This is a genomic window from Pseudomaricurvus sp. ABR4_320 (assembly GCF_056159445.1).
Genome location: NZ_JBSWVF010000006.1, coordinates 367,334 through 383,259, shown reverse-complemented (window position 1 = coordinate 383,259; position 15,926 = coordinate 367,334). Strand labels below are relative to the sequence as shown.

The following is a 15,926-nucleotide window of genomic DNA, read 5'->3' as shown; positions in this document are numbered from 1 at the left end:
GATCTCGCTTTTGTGTGACTCCTTCGTAACACTTTCCCGGCATCTGGGTTATCCTACAACGGAATTTCTGGCATCTGGAGCAATATACCCTTGAGTCTCGCGATTTTTGACCTGGATAACACCTTGATCGGTGGTGATAGTGACCACGGCTGGGGTGAATTTATGGTCACCCATGGACTGGTTGATGCAGAAGCCTACCGTAAGGCAAACGACCAATTCTACCGGGACTATGAAAATGGCCAGCTAGATCTACAAGCGTATTTGGAGTTTTCTCTTGCCCCTTTGGCCGCCCACTCAATGGAAGACCTTCTGTCCTACCGAAACCAGTTCTTAGAGGAAGTTATTAGTCCTTTAATCCTGCCAAAAGCGATAGATCTACTGAAAAAACACAAAAATGAAGGTGATTACCTTTTAATCATCACCTCTACCAACGATTTCATCACGACCCCTATAGCTGAAAAATTGGGTGTAGATCACCTTCTGGCAACACAGACAGAGCTCACGGATAATCGCTATACTGGGCGAATCACTGGCACACCTTGTTTTCGCGAAGGAAAGATAGAAAGATTGGAAAGCTGGTTAAAAGACGCTGAACACTATGGCTATCGTGGGACCAACAGCGGCGCAACCTTCTATAGCGATTCAATCAATGACTTACCTCTTCTCGACTGGGTAGATAACCCAATTGCTGTGGATCCAGATCCGCAGCTGGAGAGCGTTGCCATCGAAAAAGGCTGGCCGGTTATTAGTCTGCGATAATTTTGAGTTATGTGGCGAAGACTCTGGATAACGTCGATCCTTTTTACCCTGGGCGCCTGTACGCCCCCATCTGGGGAATCTCCATCCCCAGAAAACCTTCGCAGCGGCGTTCCGGGAAATCAACCCCCCCCTAAACAGACGGCTCACCCCAGCCACGCCGGCGACTACCCCTGGCACTATAGCGTTAGCGCGGCAGAACAGCTGGTCAACGCAAGCGAAAACCTTCACGAAACCATTGTGTCCTTTTTGCAGCGACCGAGTGGTGCTGGTCTAAACAGCGCTCGCAATGCCTGGCACCGAACCCACAACGAGCTACTGCAGCTTTATCCACTGTTCTATGCGGGCAGGCACAATCCTCAAATCGTACGACAGATTCCCGGTTATTTTTTCCTCTTAGAGCAGTGGCCAGTATCACCGGGCTACTTAGACGCCTTTGGCATCTATACCCACAGCGGCATCATCAATGATCTTACGCTACCAATGAATGCTGCAACCTTGCGGGAACAACACGGACTGACAGACAGCAGTGAAGTTGTCCTGGGTCTTCATGGCATGGAGTATTTGCTCTGGGGAGAAGACAGCAATCGAGGCGCTGAGGACTTTATACCCCCCGAGCTTACACCTGCGCAGAAGCAGGCCGAACTCTCCATTGTAGACCTTCCCGCCAGCCGCCGAAGTACAGCATTACACCTGCAATCAGAGCTTTTGTTAAACGACGCCAAACAACTCGAAGAGCGTATGACGCAACCTGGCAGCACCATGGTGTCCGAGTATCAGTCCCTGGGGAACAATAGTCAGGTCGAATTCTGGCGCGGCGGCCTGGTCGCTCTTTTACAGGATATGGTCGCCGGAGATGACACAGAGCACCAACCTTTCGCAGGTCATTTGGGTGACCTGCGAGCAAGACAAAGGGACTCACTGCAACATCTCCTGTTTGTCCCCCCAACAACCGCGGAACCTTCAACCTTAGGTCAGGCTCTATTAACCGCTGACGAACTGCAACGAGTCGCCCGTCATTTGTCAAAGGCTAAAGTTGCTTTGGAAAATACGCCTAGTTCCGATTTGCAGCCTCCCCCCCAGGCTTACCGAGATGCACTTGCCGAAATTATTTTGATATTGGATCCACTGGCAACATCAATCAATTCGAGAGAAGAGGGCCTTTAAATAGTCCGTCTCCGGAATTGCTGGGTGAATTGGATGATCTGCGCCCTGACCACCACGAGCAATCCACTGCATCGAACGCTGAGATTTATGTCCACAGGCTGCGACTATGTCGCCCAGTCGCTCATTGGGCAAGTGCATGGAACAAGATGCAGAAACCAATACGCCGCCCGGTGCGACGAGCCGAATACCAAGATCATTAATATGCCGATAGGCCGCCTCCCCCTTCTTTTGATCTTTACGGCGCTTAATAAACGCCGGAGGATCCAGAATGACAATATCAAACTGGCGCCCTTCTGCCGCGAGTTCTTTTAAACAATCTACAGCCTTCCCAACCTTAAAAGTCACTCGATCAGCAACACCTTGAGCCGAGGCATTCTCAGCGGCAACATCGAGCGCCAAGCCAGAGGCGTCAATCAGAGTAACGTCACGGGCGCCAGCAGATGCCGCCTGCAGACCCCAACCGCCAAAATAACTGAAAACATCGAGAACTCTGGCTCCCTGAGATAAACCTTGGACACGTCGGCGATTATCACGGTGATCATAAAACCACCCAGTCTTTTGACCTTCGAGTAGCGGGATCTGAAAGTAAGTACCATTTTCGACCAACGCAATTCGATCCGGCAGCTCGCCAATCACTTCATTGTATTCTTCCATACCCTCCAATTGGCGGGAGCTGTGATCGTTGCGCAAAACGATCGCCCGAGGCGCCAGCACAGCCTGCAGTGCATCTATAATCACTGACTTACGATTTTCCATACCGACAGTAGAAATTTGGACGGAAAGGTAATCACCGTAGCGATCGACGACCAAACCCGGCAGGCCGTCACTGTCACCATAAATTAACCGATAACACGATTTTTCATAGCAGCGCTCCCGCCAGGATAGCGCACTCAATATGCGCGCCTGCAGCCATTCAGGCGAGAAACGATCTTCGTCGTTACGGCTCAACAACCTTGCACAGATCAAGTTATTTGGGCTGACCAGGGCGACACCAAAAGTCATCCCGCCAGCCCCTTGGACCAATACTTGGCCACCGGCCTCCATCCCTTTTAAAGGAGAGCGCTCTACGTCCACCTCGTTGGAATAGATCCAAGGGTGTCCACGCCTCAACCGAAAATCTGCTTTGGGCTTTATGTAAAGAACGGGAAGTTCCGAAGCTGGCATGTTTTTCATCCAATCGAGCAAAATCTAAAAATTATCGTTGAATAGGAGGTCCGAGAACCCGGACTTCACCTAAACTCAAGTCTATGTGGCTGCGCCTCTGGTGCCATCATAAATGGTGATCACCACAGACCAGCAACAGCGACGAAAAGCAGTTCTTTGTCGGATACACAATAGATACCCGCTCGCTACAAAGCGTTGCCAATGGATTATCGGATTGAGTATGAGCGAACTCGAACACGACAACATCAGCCGTCTACTGCAAGGTATAACCATTCCACCTCAACCACAGATTCTGGTTGACTTGCAGATGGAACAAATGCAGCCGGATTGCGACATTGCCGCTATGGCAAAATTGATCAGTCAGGACGCGGGCTTATCGGGAAGCATTCTAAAAATCATCAATTCAGCCGCTTTTGGTATGCGCAGCCAAGTCACTTCAATTCTACAGGGCGTCAACTTACTGGGCATCAATTCTGTTATAAATTTGGTAAATGCAGTGTCAATCAAAGGCGAATTGTCTGATGGCGATATCGTCGCTCTCGGAAAGTTCTGGGATAGCTCAATGGAAGTGGCACTGGTCGCGTCGTTTCTCGCCAAGCAAATTCAGCTGGACAGCCCGGATGAGGCCTACACCTTAGGACTCTTCCACAATTGTGGCGTGCCGTTACTTATGAAGCGATTCGAGCACTATTTGGATGTGCTGCAAAAAGCCTATCAAACGGATTCAGATCGCCTTGTCGACCTCGAAAACGAAACGTTCAAAACCAATCATGCGGTTATTGGCTATTACGTCTGCAAATCGTGGAAACTGCCAGATTATATTTGTCGGGCCGTACATGATCATCACTCACTGGATCGCGCATTTATCGATAAGGATACAGCGACTCGCAAGCACAATTTGATTGCCGTGCTCAAAATGGCAGAGCACATTTGCGCCTTACCACACTACCTTGGAGAAAGTGAAGCCGACTGGGAATGGGAAAAGCATGGAGAAATGCTCCTCTTCCATTTTGGTCTCAGCGACTACGACTTTGCGAATCTACAAACTCAAGTCAATGAACAAGGTCTTGGCATGAGCTAGTCCGCCAACCACTTCTCGGAGGAATTGGCCCTTACGCGCGCGCGACCCACAAACTCTGATCGATCCTGTCTGGATAGGCATCGAGCGCCATCTCGATAGTACGATCAAAAACCGCCGGAAACGTGGACTCAACCTCATCCAAAACCGCGAAGAGCTGATGGCCTGCTGAGACAACCGGCAGAGGATGGCGAAATCGCCGCTCTATAGATCCGAGAACATCGATAACCCGGTCTCGGCTTCCGTAACTTGCCAGTAGATCATTGCGAGATGCATGACTGAGGAAACTCTGAGCGGATGGAGGCAACACCGAATAATGTTCAGTGCCAAAGTGGTAAAACCTGGCCGTAAATGCATCTAAGGGCATCGTACAATAATCGCCCCAATGGCGACTGAGAAAATGATCCAACAGCAAATCGGTCACAATTCCGCCGACGCGTTTCTCAGCGGCGGACAAGTACTTTTTTACGTCTTGCAATTCAGGTAGGGCGTCGACCTGCTGATCCAGCAAACGATGAAGTTTGATCCCTTCTATAACTCCATCAGACCAGTTTTCATAGTGTTCATGCTGCGAGCTCTGCAACGGACCTTTGACAAAATCGCCGAGGAAGCCCCCCAACTGCCAGTCCAGCTGGGCGCCTGAAACATACAAATGCCCAAGAAAATTCACGAACCTGTAACCGCCTATTGGCAGCACATATACTGACCGTAGTAATTATCCAGATAATCTTCAAAATCCACCTGCGGAGAGGCCTCCAAATCCCTCTGCTTTTGCAGAGACTCTTCAGCGGATTTCGCCATAGCTTCAAACCGATCTCGAGGCAAAGGACAACCATGAAAATGGCGGCTGTGAGCAAGGGACTGGTGAAGTGCAAACTCGAAAAAGGTCTCATTGGTGGAACGCATATCAGCGAGAATACGGGCCGATGGCGTCAATTCAGGATGACTCAGCTTTTCTTTCTGGGCCTTAAGCGCCGATGAAAAGTCACGGGTGTTATGACTGGCATCCAGAGCACAAGCGACACACGACATTTCGTCAAGCAAGGCATTGCCCCATTGAAACAGTGACTGCTCCCCGACGGCACTGAGCAATCTCACCTCAGGGTCTCGCCCGTAGTTCACCACCCGGCGTTGATTTTCCAGGGCTCGGAAATACTTATCCGCGTCGGTTTTGGGGCTCTCACTCAACAAGCAGTACACCAAAAACACATCCATAAAATGGATCTGTTCAGCCGTAATGCCAAGGGGCTCATAGGGATTGATATCCACACAGCGAACCTCGACATAATCGACACCACGCTCGAAAAGCGCATTCAGCGCTGTCTCACCCGATTCACTGGCCCTCTTGGGTCTAATAGTTGAATAGAATTCGTTTTCAATCTGCAAGAGACTGGTGTTCAACTGTTGATAATCACCATTAGCGTCCCGCAAACCCTTGCGTACATAATCTTCATGGGGCTGTGTGATGGCAGAGCAGAGTGTCTGAACATAGCTATCGAGATCGTTGTAAGACACAACCAAGGACGACTGAGCGTTACTCTGGTAACCAAGATCTCCCATACGCAAAGAGGTCGCATGGGGCAGATAAGAACTCAGCCCGCCTTCATCGAAAGCGAGCAGACTGTGACTTCGCCCCTTTACAAAGCTGGAACACACCGCTGGAGACGCGCCGAAGAAATATAGCAGCAACCAGAAGTAGCGACGGAAATTACGAATTAGATCAAAATATCGCCGGTTCTTATAATCCTGCAGTGTTTCCGCTACCGCCTCTCGGGAAAACCAGTACTCCCAAAATTCATCATTAATCGAAAAATTGTAGTGAATACCCGCAATGGTTTGCATGGCTCTGCCATAACGAACGCCCAGCCCTTCACGATAAATGGTTTTCATCTTGCCGGGGTTAGACGTGCCATAACGACCAACCGGAATTTCCGCGTCTGCACCTAACAAACAAGGCATGCTTGCTCCCCAGAGGAACTCGCCGTTCAGATTTTCATAGGTGTACCGATGAATATCTTCCAGCTCCTGCAGTAACTGTCTGACACTACTGACTGGTTGAGTGATGAATTCCAGTAAAGACTCACTGTAATCGGTCGTGATCGCTGAATGAGTCAGCGCTGAACCGAGTGAAGGCGGGTGAGGCGTCTGTGCCAGATGCCCCTCTGAGGTGACACGTAAACTTTCTTTTTCCAGCCCTCGAGTGAGGTGAAGAAGGGACTGATTGGCGGATTCCTGCAGAACCGCCAGGCGAGCACTCAATATTGACACAGCAGGCTTCCGTACAGTGGGTAACGAAGAGTTAGCGGCGCCAGTGTACTCGAGTGGGCAGGAGACCACCAGCGACAGCGGCCATCCCCCACCGGGCAAATCGCCTTTACAGGCGCTTGCCTTTATTGCGCTTTTTACCGGCTTCCGCAAAGAGAGCCGCCATGGTCGGCGCGGCCGCTGGCTGCTGGTTATTGCGGCCCCGTCCACCACCATTTCCATTCGCGCGGCCTGCTCCGGCGCGAGGAGGACGCCCTGACTGAGCCTGACCGGATGCTCCGGCCGCAGGCAACTCATCGGACAATCTCATCGTGAGAGCGATACGTTTGCGCGCCGCATCCACCTCCAAGACTTTGACCTTAACGATATCGCCGGCTTTAACCACTTCTCTCGGATCTTTTACAAACTTGTCCGAAAGCGCGGAAATATGGACCAAACCATCTTGATGCACACCAATATCAACAAATGCGCCAAAGTTCGTCACATTGGTAACAGCCCCCTCCAGAATCATCCCCGGTTTCAGGTCAGCCAGAGTCTCAACGCCGTCTTTGAACTGAGCATTGCGGAATTCCGGACGCGGATCTCGGCCCGGCTTGTCCAATTCAGAAAGGATGTCAGTCACGGTTGGGAGTCCGAAACGATCATTGACAAAATCTGTCGGCTTTAAGGATTTTAAGAAGTAGGTGTCACCTATAAACCCTTTGACCTCGCGCCCACTGCGCTGAGCGATTTCCTGCACCACATCATAAGATTCAGGGTGTACCGCAGACGCATCAAGAGGGTTGTCCCCATTGGCAATTCGCAGGAAGCCCGCGGCCTGCTCAAAAGCTTTGGCACCTAACCGCGGAACCTTCTTGAGATCTTCACGACTGCGAAACACACCATCGCGGTCACGCATTTCCACCAAATTCGATGCAATAGACTGATTCAAACCGGATACAGCGGCCAATAATGGTACGGAGGCGGAGTTCACCTCCACGCCCACTGCGTTTACACAGTCTTCCAAAACGGCATCGAGTGTTTTTGCCAACTGAGTCTGAGAGACGTCGTGCTGATATTGGCCGACACCAATGGCTTTGGGCTCAATTTTAACCAGCTCAGCCAAAGGATCCTGTAGGCGACGCGCAATAGATACCGCACTTCGAATCGTGGCGTCCAAGTCTGGAAACTCTCGAGCAGCCACTTCTGATGCGGAATAGACAGAGGCCCCAGCCTCGCTGACCATAACCCTCTGCGCGTTGATATCAGCATTTGCTTTTAGAACATCTGCGACAAATCGATCCGTCTCGCGGGAGGCTGTACCATTGCCAATGGCGATTAGCTGAACGTTGTACTTGCGGCAAAGCTGAGCGACGACCGCTTCTGCCTCCTGCACTCGCCCCTTGGCGACCGTAGGATAGATTACCGTGTGCTCAAGCAACTTACCCGTTGCATCGACAACGGCGACCTTACAACCCGTCCTCAAACCAGGATCGATCCCCATGGTGATCTTCTGCCCCGCCGGTGCGGCCAGCAACAGGTCCTTAAGGTTACTGGCAAAGACACCAATCGCCCCCGCCTCTGCACGCTCGCGCAATTCCGTTAGCAGATCCGTCTCCAAGTGGGGCAAGAGCTTGATTTTCCAGGTCCATCGCACAACTTCATTCAGCCACGTATCAGCGGGGCGTCCTGCATTCGACACTTGCCAAAACTGGGCGACGATTGCCTCACAGGGGTGGCCAGCAGATTTTTGCGCACCTTCCGCCAGCTCGTCTTCAAGCTTAACTTCAACAGAGAGAAAACCCTCCGTACGACCCCGAAAAATCGCTAGGGCTCGATGAGACGGCACTTTGCTGAGCGGCTCAGAAAATTCAAAATAGTCTCGAAATTTAGCCCCCTCATCCTCTTTTCCCTCAAGGATACGAGTGACCAACACACCGTCTTTTTGCATCATGTCACGCAATCGACCTAATAGTGCTGACGCCTCACTGAAACGCTCCATCAGGATGAACTTGGCGCCATCCAAAGCGGACTTAAGGTCAATTATCTTCTGGCTTTCTTCGGATTCGACCCAGGCATCGCCGCCAACCATGTAGCGCGCTGCTTCTTGCGCGGGATCGAGAGTAGGATCGGCGAGCAAGGCATCAGCCAGAGGCTCGAGCCCAGCTTCTCTGGCGATCTGCCCTTTCGTGCGCCTCTTTGGCTTGTACGGCAGGTAGAGATCTTCGAGCTGGGTCTTTGTTTCAGCACTTCGAATATCCGCCTCAAGAACATCTGTCAACTTGCCCTGGTCGGCAATGGACTTCAGCACAACCTCTCGGCGCTGCTCCAAATCGCGAAGGTAACCCAACCGCTCCTCCAGCTGACGCATCTGTGAATCGTCGAGACCACCTGTGACTTCTTTTCGATAACGGGTGATAAAGGGAACCGTCGAACCTTCATCAAGAAGGCCGACAGCTGCCGACACTTGTTGTTCTTTGATCTGTAGTTCGTCAGCTATTCTTGCGGCAATGCTCATCATGTTGGGAAAAATTTCTCGCTAAATAGATATGATCGGGATAATGGTAGCGGAGGGCTCCAGGGTACAGAAGCGGGAATTATGCAGATAACCCCACAATTAAAACAGTCTTGTCAGATAGGGAAATTCTGTGCTTTGGTGGAGAACGATGCGCTCGCCCCGCGACCGTCTATACGCCCCGAGAATTTGCGTACCTTGGGATGAAGCGAACGTTTCCGCACCTAAGACCAGAAAGAATAGACAGAGTTTTGCGAATTGAACAAATATATCCCGTTATTTAGGGACTGTCGAAACAACCATCACTGAGAGGAGGCACGCTCTGCATCCGAATCCTTCGGAAAAAGCTCCGCAAATCTCGCTCTATCAGCGTCGTATTTATCGCTTATTTCATCGTACTGCTGCTGTCGCGACTCGGCCAGTTCACGAGTGCGCTTAAGCTCTTCCTCAAGCGCAGCCAGAGAGTCGAGTATATTCTGGGGAATTTGACGACCGGCTCGCTCAAAGCCAGCGGCCCTTGCCTGCTCCTCACCAATTTGAGCTTTGAGGGAATTCATATTACCTTCAAGCGCCGTCATGTTGGATTGCAACTGCACCAGCTTACGATGTTTAGCAACCTCAATGTCTTCGATACTGCTATAACGGCGTCTGAGTTCAATATCTCTCTGTCGAGCCCGCTCTTGAGCCGCCCTCTCCTCCGCCAAACGGTTTGCCTCTGCTTCAGACAGAGCCGGAGCGACGTCTTTGATCACATAACCGCTTGGCGTAATAACCTGATAACCCTTTTGAGCCTGGCCGGGCGGCAATTGCGCGTTGATCACTAACAGCCCCTCAGCATTGACATAGCGAAAGTACTTGAGACCTTTATAGCCCGTATCATCCGCCGCGAACACGCCAGCCGCCGCCAGCAAAGAGAGACTTCCCCCCCACAGAAGCTGTAAAAATATCTGACGCATTCCAACTCGCAAGATCTACCACCCGGTCATATCCAATGGATAACAGCGCCGAAATTGGTCTTGGCACCATTACCCCCATCAAATCCTATTCGATGCCATAGGTCGACCTATACGTCGCTATGGCTTTAATCAATTCGGCACTGTCGCCCTTTTCTTTAAGAAACGACATGATATGTTCCAGTTTAACGATACTGACGACCGGAATACCGTACTGCTCCTCAATTTCTTGAATTGCTGAGCTTTTTCCCTGCCCCCTTTCCTGCCTATCAAGCCCAATTAGAACAGCTGCGGGAACGGCGCCGCTATCGTTTAATATAGTCATTACTTCGCGAACTGCTGTGCCTGCAGTAATAACATCGTCAACAATAACCACCTTGCCTTCGAGTGGTGCACCAATAAGGACGCCTTTTTCGCCGTGATCCTTGGCCTCTTTACGGTTAAAGCAAACCGGAGTATTGCGTTCAAAGCTGTTGGCCAGCGCAACAGCGACCGAAGTGGCGAGAGGGATTCCTTTATAAGCTGGGCCAAACATCATGTCGAAATCGACTCCAGATGCCATGAGTGCTGAGGCATAATAATTGCCCAGGCAAGCCAATGACTGCCCATCTTGGAACTTGCCTGCGTTAAAGAAGTAAGGACTGACCCGTCCAGACTTAAGCGTAAAGGCACCAAAACCCAATGCCTCTTTTTCTAACGCCAATTGAATAAAATCGCGCTGATATTGTTCCATAATTAATTACCTACTTTTTTCACAAAGCCCGTTTATTTAATATTGGCATGAAATGTGTATTTCTACGAACTCCGTTAGCCCGAAAACTGGGGAAAATAACGATAATCGCAGGGTACGAAAGACTGGCCGGTTGGCATTGATCCCATAAATATGACCAGTTAGCTAATTTTTATGACAAAAAGCGAACCAGCTCGGGTATTATAAAAGTCTGTTTATTAAGGGACCAACATGCGAATTATCAGTCTTAGCGTCGATGGTATTCATCTGGCAGCTCAACGCGGTTTATATGAGTGGCTCGCGGAACAGGACGCCGACATCATCTGCCTTCAGGATCTCAGAGCCCTGGAGTACGAACTGGATGGGGACCCTTTCCAGTTGGATGGTTATTTCGCCTACTTTTTCGACAGCGGCCAACAACACTTCAATGGCGTCGGTATCTATACCCGCAAGCAACCCAAGGCACTGATTTTTGGGCTTGGCTTCAGCAGCGGCATCGATATGGAAGGTCGCTATCTCCAGGCGGATTTTGATCAAATCAGTATCGGCTCACTGTTGGCGCCAGCCATATCGGCTGACAGTAAGGATCCAGAACACGATCAAGAAAAAAAGCTGCAGTTTTTCGATGATTTTCAAGCGCACCTCGACAAAATCACTCGCAAACGTCGGGATTTCATCTTCTGTGGTAATTGGGCTATGGCCCATAAACGCGTTGATGTGCAGAACTGGCAGAACAATGACAGCGTTCCCGGTTTTCTTCCCCACGAACAACAGTGGATGAATCAGCTATTTACCCAGGTTGGTTACGCCGATGCATTTCGTATCGGAAACACTGACACAGACGAATTTAGCTGGTGGCCAAGCGGTATTGTGGGCGAGGGTGACGGATGGCGTACGGATTACCAAGTGGTTTCAGAGAGCCTAGCCAGCCGGGTAGAGTATGCAACGACCTATAAAAGCAAACACTTCTCAAGCCATTTGCCTGTCATCATAGATTACGATCTGGAAGTTTAATCATCAGATCTCTGCAAATTTACGGTGGGGAAACGTGAGCTCAACACACCCACCGGTCAACATTCACCGCTAATTGTGCTGTTGTAACAATCAAATAAATCAGGGAATTCGGATCACTACACCCATAAACTGACGGGCATGAAGGCGGGCATTTCGGATGGAAGTCGTTGGCAGACCGAAAACTTGGACGTCCGTCCGCCAACAGCGATCTTTTAACGTTTACTGAACAGCTTCCACCATGTGATCAACGGCTGCTTTGACTTCATCGTCAGAACAATCCATGCATAAGCCTTTCGCTGGCATAGCATTAAAGCCGTTCAACGCGTGGGTATAAAGCGTCTCCACACCTTGCTCAACCCGGGGGCCCCATGCTGCGGCATCACCAAATTTCGGCGCACCCGCGGCACCCGTGCCATGGCAGGTAACACAGGTGGCATCGTACACTGCGGTTCCACTGCGCGGCTCGGAAGGGCCTGCAGCAACTGGCGCTGCGGCACAATCATCACCGGACATACAGGAGTCTCCAACCGGGGCCAACCGGTCTTCCAGCGTACTCTCAGAGAAGGCTGCTGCAGTCAGGCCGCAAGCGGCGAGTGTCAGAGTTACCGACAGGGTACGCTTGATTTTTCTATTCACATTATGAAACACGGTTATTTCCCTCTTGTAGAAAGTCAAAGCCCGACTTATAAGCGCCGCGCATTATAGCGAAAAAAACCCCGTGAAAAAAATGGATTATCGTCGCATTTGTTGTCAGAAATCAGGACAATGTCCACCAATTATCATCAGCAGACGATCTTTCTCTCAGTGAATTTTCATGATTCAGCGGGTCAATATCCCAATCTTCGCGTCAATCACCATGACTCAAATTATTAGATGCATCAATCTAACCTCATGACGAACACCTTTGACCTTAGCAAATCTGTCGCTGTCAGCGAGCTTGAACCCTTTGCTCGAGGAGGGAATAGGCTCTGTTTTGTACATCCAGACTACCCGTCTCTTTGCATTAAAATCCGCCGACCGGACTTCCCCCTTGAAGAATTGAGACGCAAAAAAGGCTTTCCAAAATCACTGAAACCGCTGATTTTCTTCGATGACAACCGGGAAGAATACTTGGTTTTACAACGTATCGCCCAGCGTTGGGGTGATCGAGGGTTTGCTCACATTAGCCGCTGCTACGGCTATATCCCAACAGATTCGGGTCGAGGACTGGTACTTGAACTGATAAAGGACGCTGATCAGAGGATTTCACGTTCGCTGAAACAACACCTTTGGGAGGAGGGGCGCAGCCCTTCATTCGAACGCGCATTTGACGAATTTTGCGATTACTGGGCCGCCGAGGCGATCCCCTCAAGAAACCTACTGTTACATAACATTGTTGCCCAAAGAGACAAGCACAGCGATGTCACCCGGCTGGTGGTGATTGATGGACTGGGAAACCAAGGTTTAGTCCCCGAAAAATTGCTACCAAGCTATTACTGGCGTCGTAAAGCGCTGCGCAAAATTGAACTGTTACGCCACCACCTGGAAATCTACTGGCAGGAATGCCAACAGGGAAAAACGCCCAGTCATGTAGGCAGACTTCTCCACGACGGCTCAACCCCACAGCAGTGACAATATATATTATCATTAATAAAAACTAAAAATCCTGCCCAGCAAGCTCATCCTAGGAAACTAAAAAATATATAAAATTTATTGACTTAAGTAGTCAGTAAAAGAAAATTCTTTGCGCAAAAAACCCTCTCGAAATATGCCCCCCGCGTAAAGGAGCCTATGCGTGAATATAAAAAAGTTATCGCTGATTTGCCTGTCACTTTTACTGTTAACACTTCCTTGTTTTGCACAATCCCGGCTACAACCCGCGCTTCTGATTATTGGCGCCTCTTTTGCCAAAGGCACGACCCCTTTTAATGACAATCTTGACGCCCCTCTCGGAGGAAGTTCCGTGAATTTCGGCAGCTACCTCTCGCTCGGAGATGCATTGGTAAAAAGCTGGCTGCTCAATGGCTTTTTGATCAATGAAGCTCAGGCCGGCGCAACGACCTTTGATCGGCTAAGTTGCTACCTCGGAGAGACATGCGGCCCAGCCTATTACGAAGGCTATGAAAAACAATTAACAAAAGCCCTAAGTAGAGTCGCAATGCCATCCTCGAATGGAAGCTCACCCGACTTCAACAGCGAGTATGTGTACGTTAGCCTACCCAATGACTGCCTCCACTCTGACGCCTTCGGCGTACCACAGAGCATCGCTGAGCCCTGCTCCTACGAAGAGTTAGACGCCATCGGTGCCCGCATCGTCGCTATTGGGCAGCAAATTTCCAGCCTCGGGCTTATCCCAGTACTGCCCCTCTTCCCATCCTGGGAAAGTTTTGACACTGAACTGGCAAAAACCTATTTCAATTTTTCTTTTGTCATTGACCGTGACAGTTTTATTTACCTTCGTAGGTCTTATGAGCGTCAATTACGGCAAGCACTGCCTGATGCTCTTATTGTAGATACCTGGGGCGCCGGCTTTAGGCATATTGGCGACGGTCTTCATCCATCTCCCAACTCTGTTAAAGTTGCGGCAAACCGAATCGCCAGCGCCATTCTTTATGATAAATTTCGGCGCACTTTCCATCATGATTAACCTTTAATGTGACAGATCACTCAGTCACGAGTCAGCGCTGACATCTACCATCTCCTTTTGAACTTTTTTAAGAAATGTAAACTCAAAGGAAGCGTCAACAAATTGACGATACCTTTGTCGATTTATCGGACAATCGTTACTGCGGCAATTGCTACCAAGGCAGTAATTACATTCTTATTTTCAATGGGAGAGTCCCGATGGCCAGGGATAATGCTGGCCAGCAACAACGCATTTACGCGTTGGACTGGCTGCGCAGTGGCGCGTTTATTTTGCTGTTGTTCTTTCACAGTGCCTTACTTTTTACCCCTTATGGATGGCATCTATCGCTCGATACTTTGCCATCCATTGAAGGTTTTGTTGAATTTTGTCGCCCGTGGCGCATGCCTCTGATCTTCCTCGTCTCTGGCGCAGCACTATCCTTTTCATTTCAACGGCGAGGCGCCTGGGCATTCGGCATACAAACCCTCAAGCGGCTTTTACCGCCACTTATCTTTGGAATGTTCGTGTTGATTCCTCCGGTTTTGTACATTGAAAACCTTGATGGCAATCGAGAAATCACCTTTTGGCAATCCTATAAGGTGTATCTGCAGAATTTTGCACACGGTGACTTCCGCTGGTTGCATCTATGGTATTTGGGATACTTACTGGCCGCATGCGGCGTAGCTACCGTAGCCTGGACGCTGCTTGCGGGGCCTATGCAGAAAATTCGCGACTACCAAGTAGGCTCCAGTATTCCGAGCTATCTGTTATTGATTGGAATGTCTTTACCTATCGTTATCGCTGAAGCCAGCTTGCGCCCCCACTTCCCAATTCAACGCAACTTTTTTTCCGACATTGCCTCTCTGGCCACCTTCTTTATCGTTTTTACCTATGGCGCAACCTTGATTCGGAATCGCTCCGTTCTGGCGCTAATGGCCAAATATGTTTGGCATAGTTTGGTGCTTGGTTGTCTTTTCTATGTCCTGTCCGTCAGAATCAGCAGTCAATTTCAGTATGGACTCGAAGCGATCAACCTGTGGATGTGGATATTGTTTTTCACTGGTTTGACTTATCGCTACTGCAATCGTCAGAACCGATGGATCGAGTCGTTTAACAATATCGTGTTTCCGTTTTATCTGATCCACCAATTGATCATTCTGATCGTTGCCTATCTTCTCTCCGATGTTTTCAATCATTGGTGGCTTTATATCTCGATCGTTGGGCTATCTTTCGTCCTTTCGGTAATGCTCGTCAAACTCACCTTTAGCCCGGCAACCATGATTCATTCACTGGTTGGGATGCAAAAGGCTTAATTTTCCGTGTGCGCGAATGGTCACCAATTTTGATTGGTGACCGGGCATCCTTAGAAAGTACCATTTGAAAAATAGCCCGCCCGAGAGGGTGGAGTGAGCGCATTATGCGAAGCACAGCTTCGCGCGAACGAAACGCCAGCAATCTATGATTGATGGCAGGGAATCCGAACAAGGGCTCATGACGAAGGAGTGGCCCGCCCGAGAGGATTCGAACCTCTGACCTCAGCCTCCGGAGGGCTGCGCTCTATCCAGCTGAGCTACGGGCGGTCAATTAAGACACTCAGATTTCCCATCCGGATAGAGCGCTTGCGCTCCCCCTTCGGGGACCGGTCCTGAATCGCAGATTCAGGCCGTTTCGCCGGGCGAAAGCAGTGCTTTCGCATCTCC

Annotated in this window: 14 protein-coding genes and 1 tRNA gene; 7 read left to right on the top strand and 8 right to left on the bottom strand. The window is 50.1% G+C overall.

The genetic code is table 11. The features are described 5' to 3' along the window. The first annotated feature begins 90 nt into the window (after nucleotides 1–90). The gene (locus ACXAFR_RS15155; RefSeq protein WP_475178342.1) at nucleotides 91–759 is read left to right on the top strand and encodes a histidinol-phosphatase; all 669 of its coding nucleotides are present in this window, start codon (nucleotides 91–93) and stop codon (nucleotides 757–759) included. A 9-nt stretch (nucleotides 760–768) separates the two neighbouring features. After that, nucleotides 769–1,923 (top strand): imelysin family protein, encoded by a 1,155-nt coding sequence (locus tag ACXAFR_RS15150; RefSeq protein WP_475178340.1) that lies wholly within the window; start codon nucleotides 769–771, stop codon nucleotides 1,921–1,923. Here the strand turns inward: ACXAFR_RS15150 and ACXAFR_RS15145 are convergent. Then, on the bottom strand, nucleotides 1,894–3,087 hold the full coding sequence (locus ACXAFR_RS15145) for a class I SAM-dependent rRNA methyltransferase (protein WP_475178337.1): 1,194 nt from the start codon (nucleotides 3,085–3,087) through the stop codon (nucleotides 1,894–1,896). The genes ACXAFR_RS15150 and ACXAFR_RS15145 overlap by 30 nt on opposite strands. 220 nt (nucleotides 3,088–3,307) lie before the next feature. Between ACXAFR_RS15145 and ACXAFR_RS15140 the strand changes: the two genes are divergently transcribed. Beyond that, the gene (locus ACXAFR_RS15140) at nucleotides 3,308–4,168 is read left to right on the top strand and encodes an HDOD domain-containing protein (protein ID WP_475178334.1); all 861 of its coding nucleotides are present in this window, start codon (nucleotides 3,308–3,310) and stop codon (nucleotides 4,166–4,168) included. A gap of 31 nt (nucleotides 4,169–4,199) precedes the next feature. On the opposite strand, the gene ACXAFR_RS15135 is transcribed toward ACXAFR_RS15140, so the two are convergent. The 5 genes from ACXAFR_RS15135 to pyrE form a co-directional block, all read right to left on the bottom strand. After that, nucleotides 4,200–4,835, bottom strand: a complete 636-nt coding sequence (locus ACXAFR_RS15135) for an acyl carrier protein phosphodiesterase (RefSeq protein WP_475178331.1) — start codon at nucleotides 4,833–4,835, stop codon at nucleotides 4,200–4,202. Nucleotides 4,836–4,849: 14 nt separating this feature from the next. After that, nucleotides 4,850–6,433, bottom strand: coding sequence for a glutamate--cysteine ligase (gshA, locus tag ACXAFR_RS15130; RefSeq protein WP_475178328.1), 1,584 nt, complete (start codon nucleotides 6,431–6,433; stop codon nucleotides 4,850–4,852). A 106-nt stretch (nucleotides 6,434–6,539) separates the two neighbouring features. Beyond that, nucleotides 6,540–8,930 carry a Tex family protein gene (locus tag ACXAFR_RS15125; protein ID WP_475178327.1) on the bottom strand — a complete coding sequence of 797 codons (2,391 nt, stop codon included), beginning with the start codon at nucleotides 8,928–8,930 and terminating at the stop codon, nucleotides 6,540–6,542. A gap of 296 nt (nucleotides 8,931–9,226) precedes the next feature. Then, nucleotides 9,227–9,880, bottom strand: coding sequence for a hypothetical protein (locus tag ACXAFR_RS15120; protein WP_475178325.1), 654 nt, complete (start codon nucleotides 9,878–9,880; stop codon nucleotides 9,227–9,229). Between the two features lie 85 nt (nucleotides 9,881–9,965). Next, nucleotides 9,966–10,610, bottom strand: coding sequence for an orotate phosphoribosyltransferase (gene pyrE, locus ACXAFR_RS15115; protein ID WP_475178324.1), 645 nt, complete (start codon nucleotides 10,608–10,610; stop codon nucleotides 9,966–9,968). A 228-nt stretch (nucleotides 10,611–10,838) separates the two neighbouring features. Between pyrE and ACXAFR_RS15110 the strand changes: the two genes are divergently transcribed. Then, nucleotides 10,839–11,621: an exodeoxyribonuclease III gene (locus ACXAFR_RS15110; protein ID WP_475178323.1), complete on the top strand. Its 783-nt coding sequence runs from the start codon at nucleotides 10,839–10,841 to the stop codon at nucleotides 11,619–11,621. A gap of 219 nt (nucleotides 11,622–11,840) precedes the next feature. On the opposite strand, the gene ACXAFR_RS15105 is transcribed toward ACXAFR_RS15110, so the two are convergent. Beyond that, entirely contained in the window at nucleotides 11,841–12,269 is a 429-nt protein-coding gene (locus tag ACXAFR_RS15105; protein WP_475178321.1) for a c-type cytochrome, read from the bottom strand. 225 nt (nucleotides 12,270–12,494) lie between these two features. Here ACXAFR_RS15105 and ACXAFR_RS15100 point away from each other — a divergent pair, with 225 nt between their 5' ends. The 3 genes from ACXAFR_RS15100 to ACXAFR_RS15090 all read left to right on the top strand — a co-directional run bounded on the left by ACXAFR_RS15100 (nucleotide 12,495) and on the right by ACXAFR_RS15090 (nucleotide 15,539). Then, nucleotides 12,495–13,232 (top strand): YrbL family protein, encoded by a 738-nt coding sequence (locus ACXAFR_RS15100; protein WP_475178319.1) that lies wholly within the window; start codon nucleotides 12,495–12,497, stop codon nucleotides 13,230–13,232. A gap of 163 nt (nucleotides 13,233–13,395) precedes the next feature. After that, nucleotides 13,396–14,247: a hypothetical protein gene (locus ACXAFR_RS15095; RefSeq protein WP_475178318.1), complete on the top strand. Its 852-nt coding sequence runs from the start codon at nucleotides 13,396–13,398 to the stop codon at nucleotides 14,245–14,247. Between the two features lie 197 nt (nucleotides 14,248–14,444). Next, the gene (locus tag ACXAFR_RS15090) at nucleotides 14,445–15,539 is read left to right on the top strand and encodes an acyltransferase family protein (protein ID WP_475178317.1); all 1,095 of its coding nucleotides are present in this window, start codon (nucleotides 14,445–14,447) and stop codon (nucleotides 15,537–15,539) included. A 190-nt stretch (nucleotides 15,540–15,729) separates the two neighbouring features. On the opposite strand, the gene ACXAFR_RS15085 is transcribed toward ACXAFR_RS15090, so the two are convergent. Then, nucleotides 15,730–15,806: transfer RNA gene (locus ACXAFR_RS15085), tRNA-Arg, on the bottom strand. Nucleotides 15,807–15,926 lie beyond the last annotated feature (120 nt).

What these genes read in the sequence shown, in the direction of transcription:
- ACXAFR_RS15100 (WP_475178319.1), top strand. Translation starts at nt 12,495, where the DNA reads ATGCATCAATCTAACCTCATGACGAACACCTTTGACCTTAGCAAATCT.
- ACXAFR_RS15150 (WP_475178340.1), top strand. Translation starts at nt 769, where the DNA reads ATGTGGCGAAGACTCTGGATAACGTCGATCCTTTTTACCCTGGGCGCC.
- ACXAFR_RS15125 (WP_475178327.1), bottom strand. Translation starts at nt 8,930, where the DNA reads ATGATGAGCATTGCCGCAAGAATAGCTGACGAACTACAGATCAAAGAA.
- pyrE (WP_475178324.1), bottom strand. Translation starts at nt 10,610, where the DNA reads ATGGAACAATATCAGCGCGATTTTATTCAATTGGCGTTAGAAAAAGAG.
- ACXAFR_RS15090 (WP_475178317.1), top strand. Translation starts at nt 14,445, where the DNA reads ATGGCCAGGGATAATGCTGGCCAGCAACAACGCATTTACGCGTTGGAC.
- ACXAFR_RS15140 (WP_475178334.1), top strand. Translation starts at nt 3,308, where the DNA reads ATGAGCGAACTCGAACACGACAACATCAGCCGTCTACTGCAAGGTATA.
- ACXAFR_RS15145 (WP_475178337.1), bottom strand. Translation starts at nt 3,087, where the DNA reads ATGCCAGCTTCGGAACTTCCCGTTCTTTACATAAAGCCCAAAGCAGAT.
- ACXAFR_RS15120 (WP_475178325.1), bottom strand. Translation starts at nt 9,880, where the DNA reads ATGCGTCAGATATTTTTACAGCTTCTGTGGGGGGGAAGTCTCTCTTTG.
- ACXAFR_RS15110 (WP_475178323.1), top strand. Translation starts at nt 10,839, where the DNA reads ATGCGAATTATCAGTCTTAGCGTCGATGGTATTCATCTGGCAGCTCAA.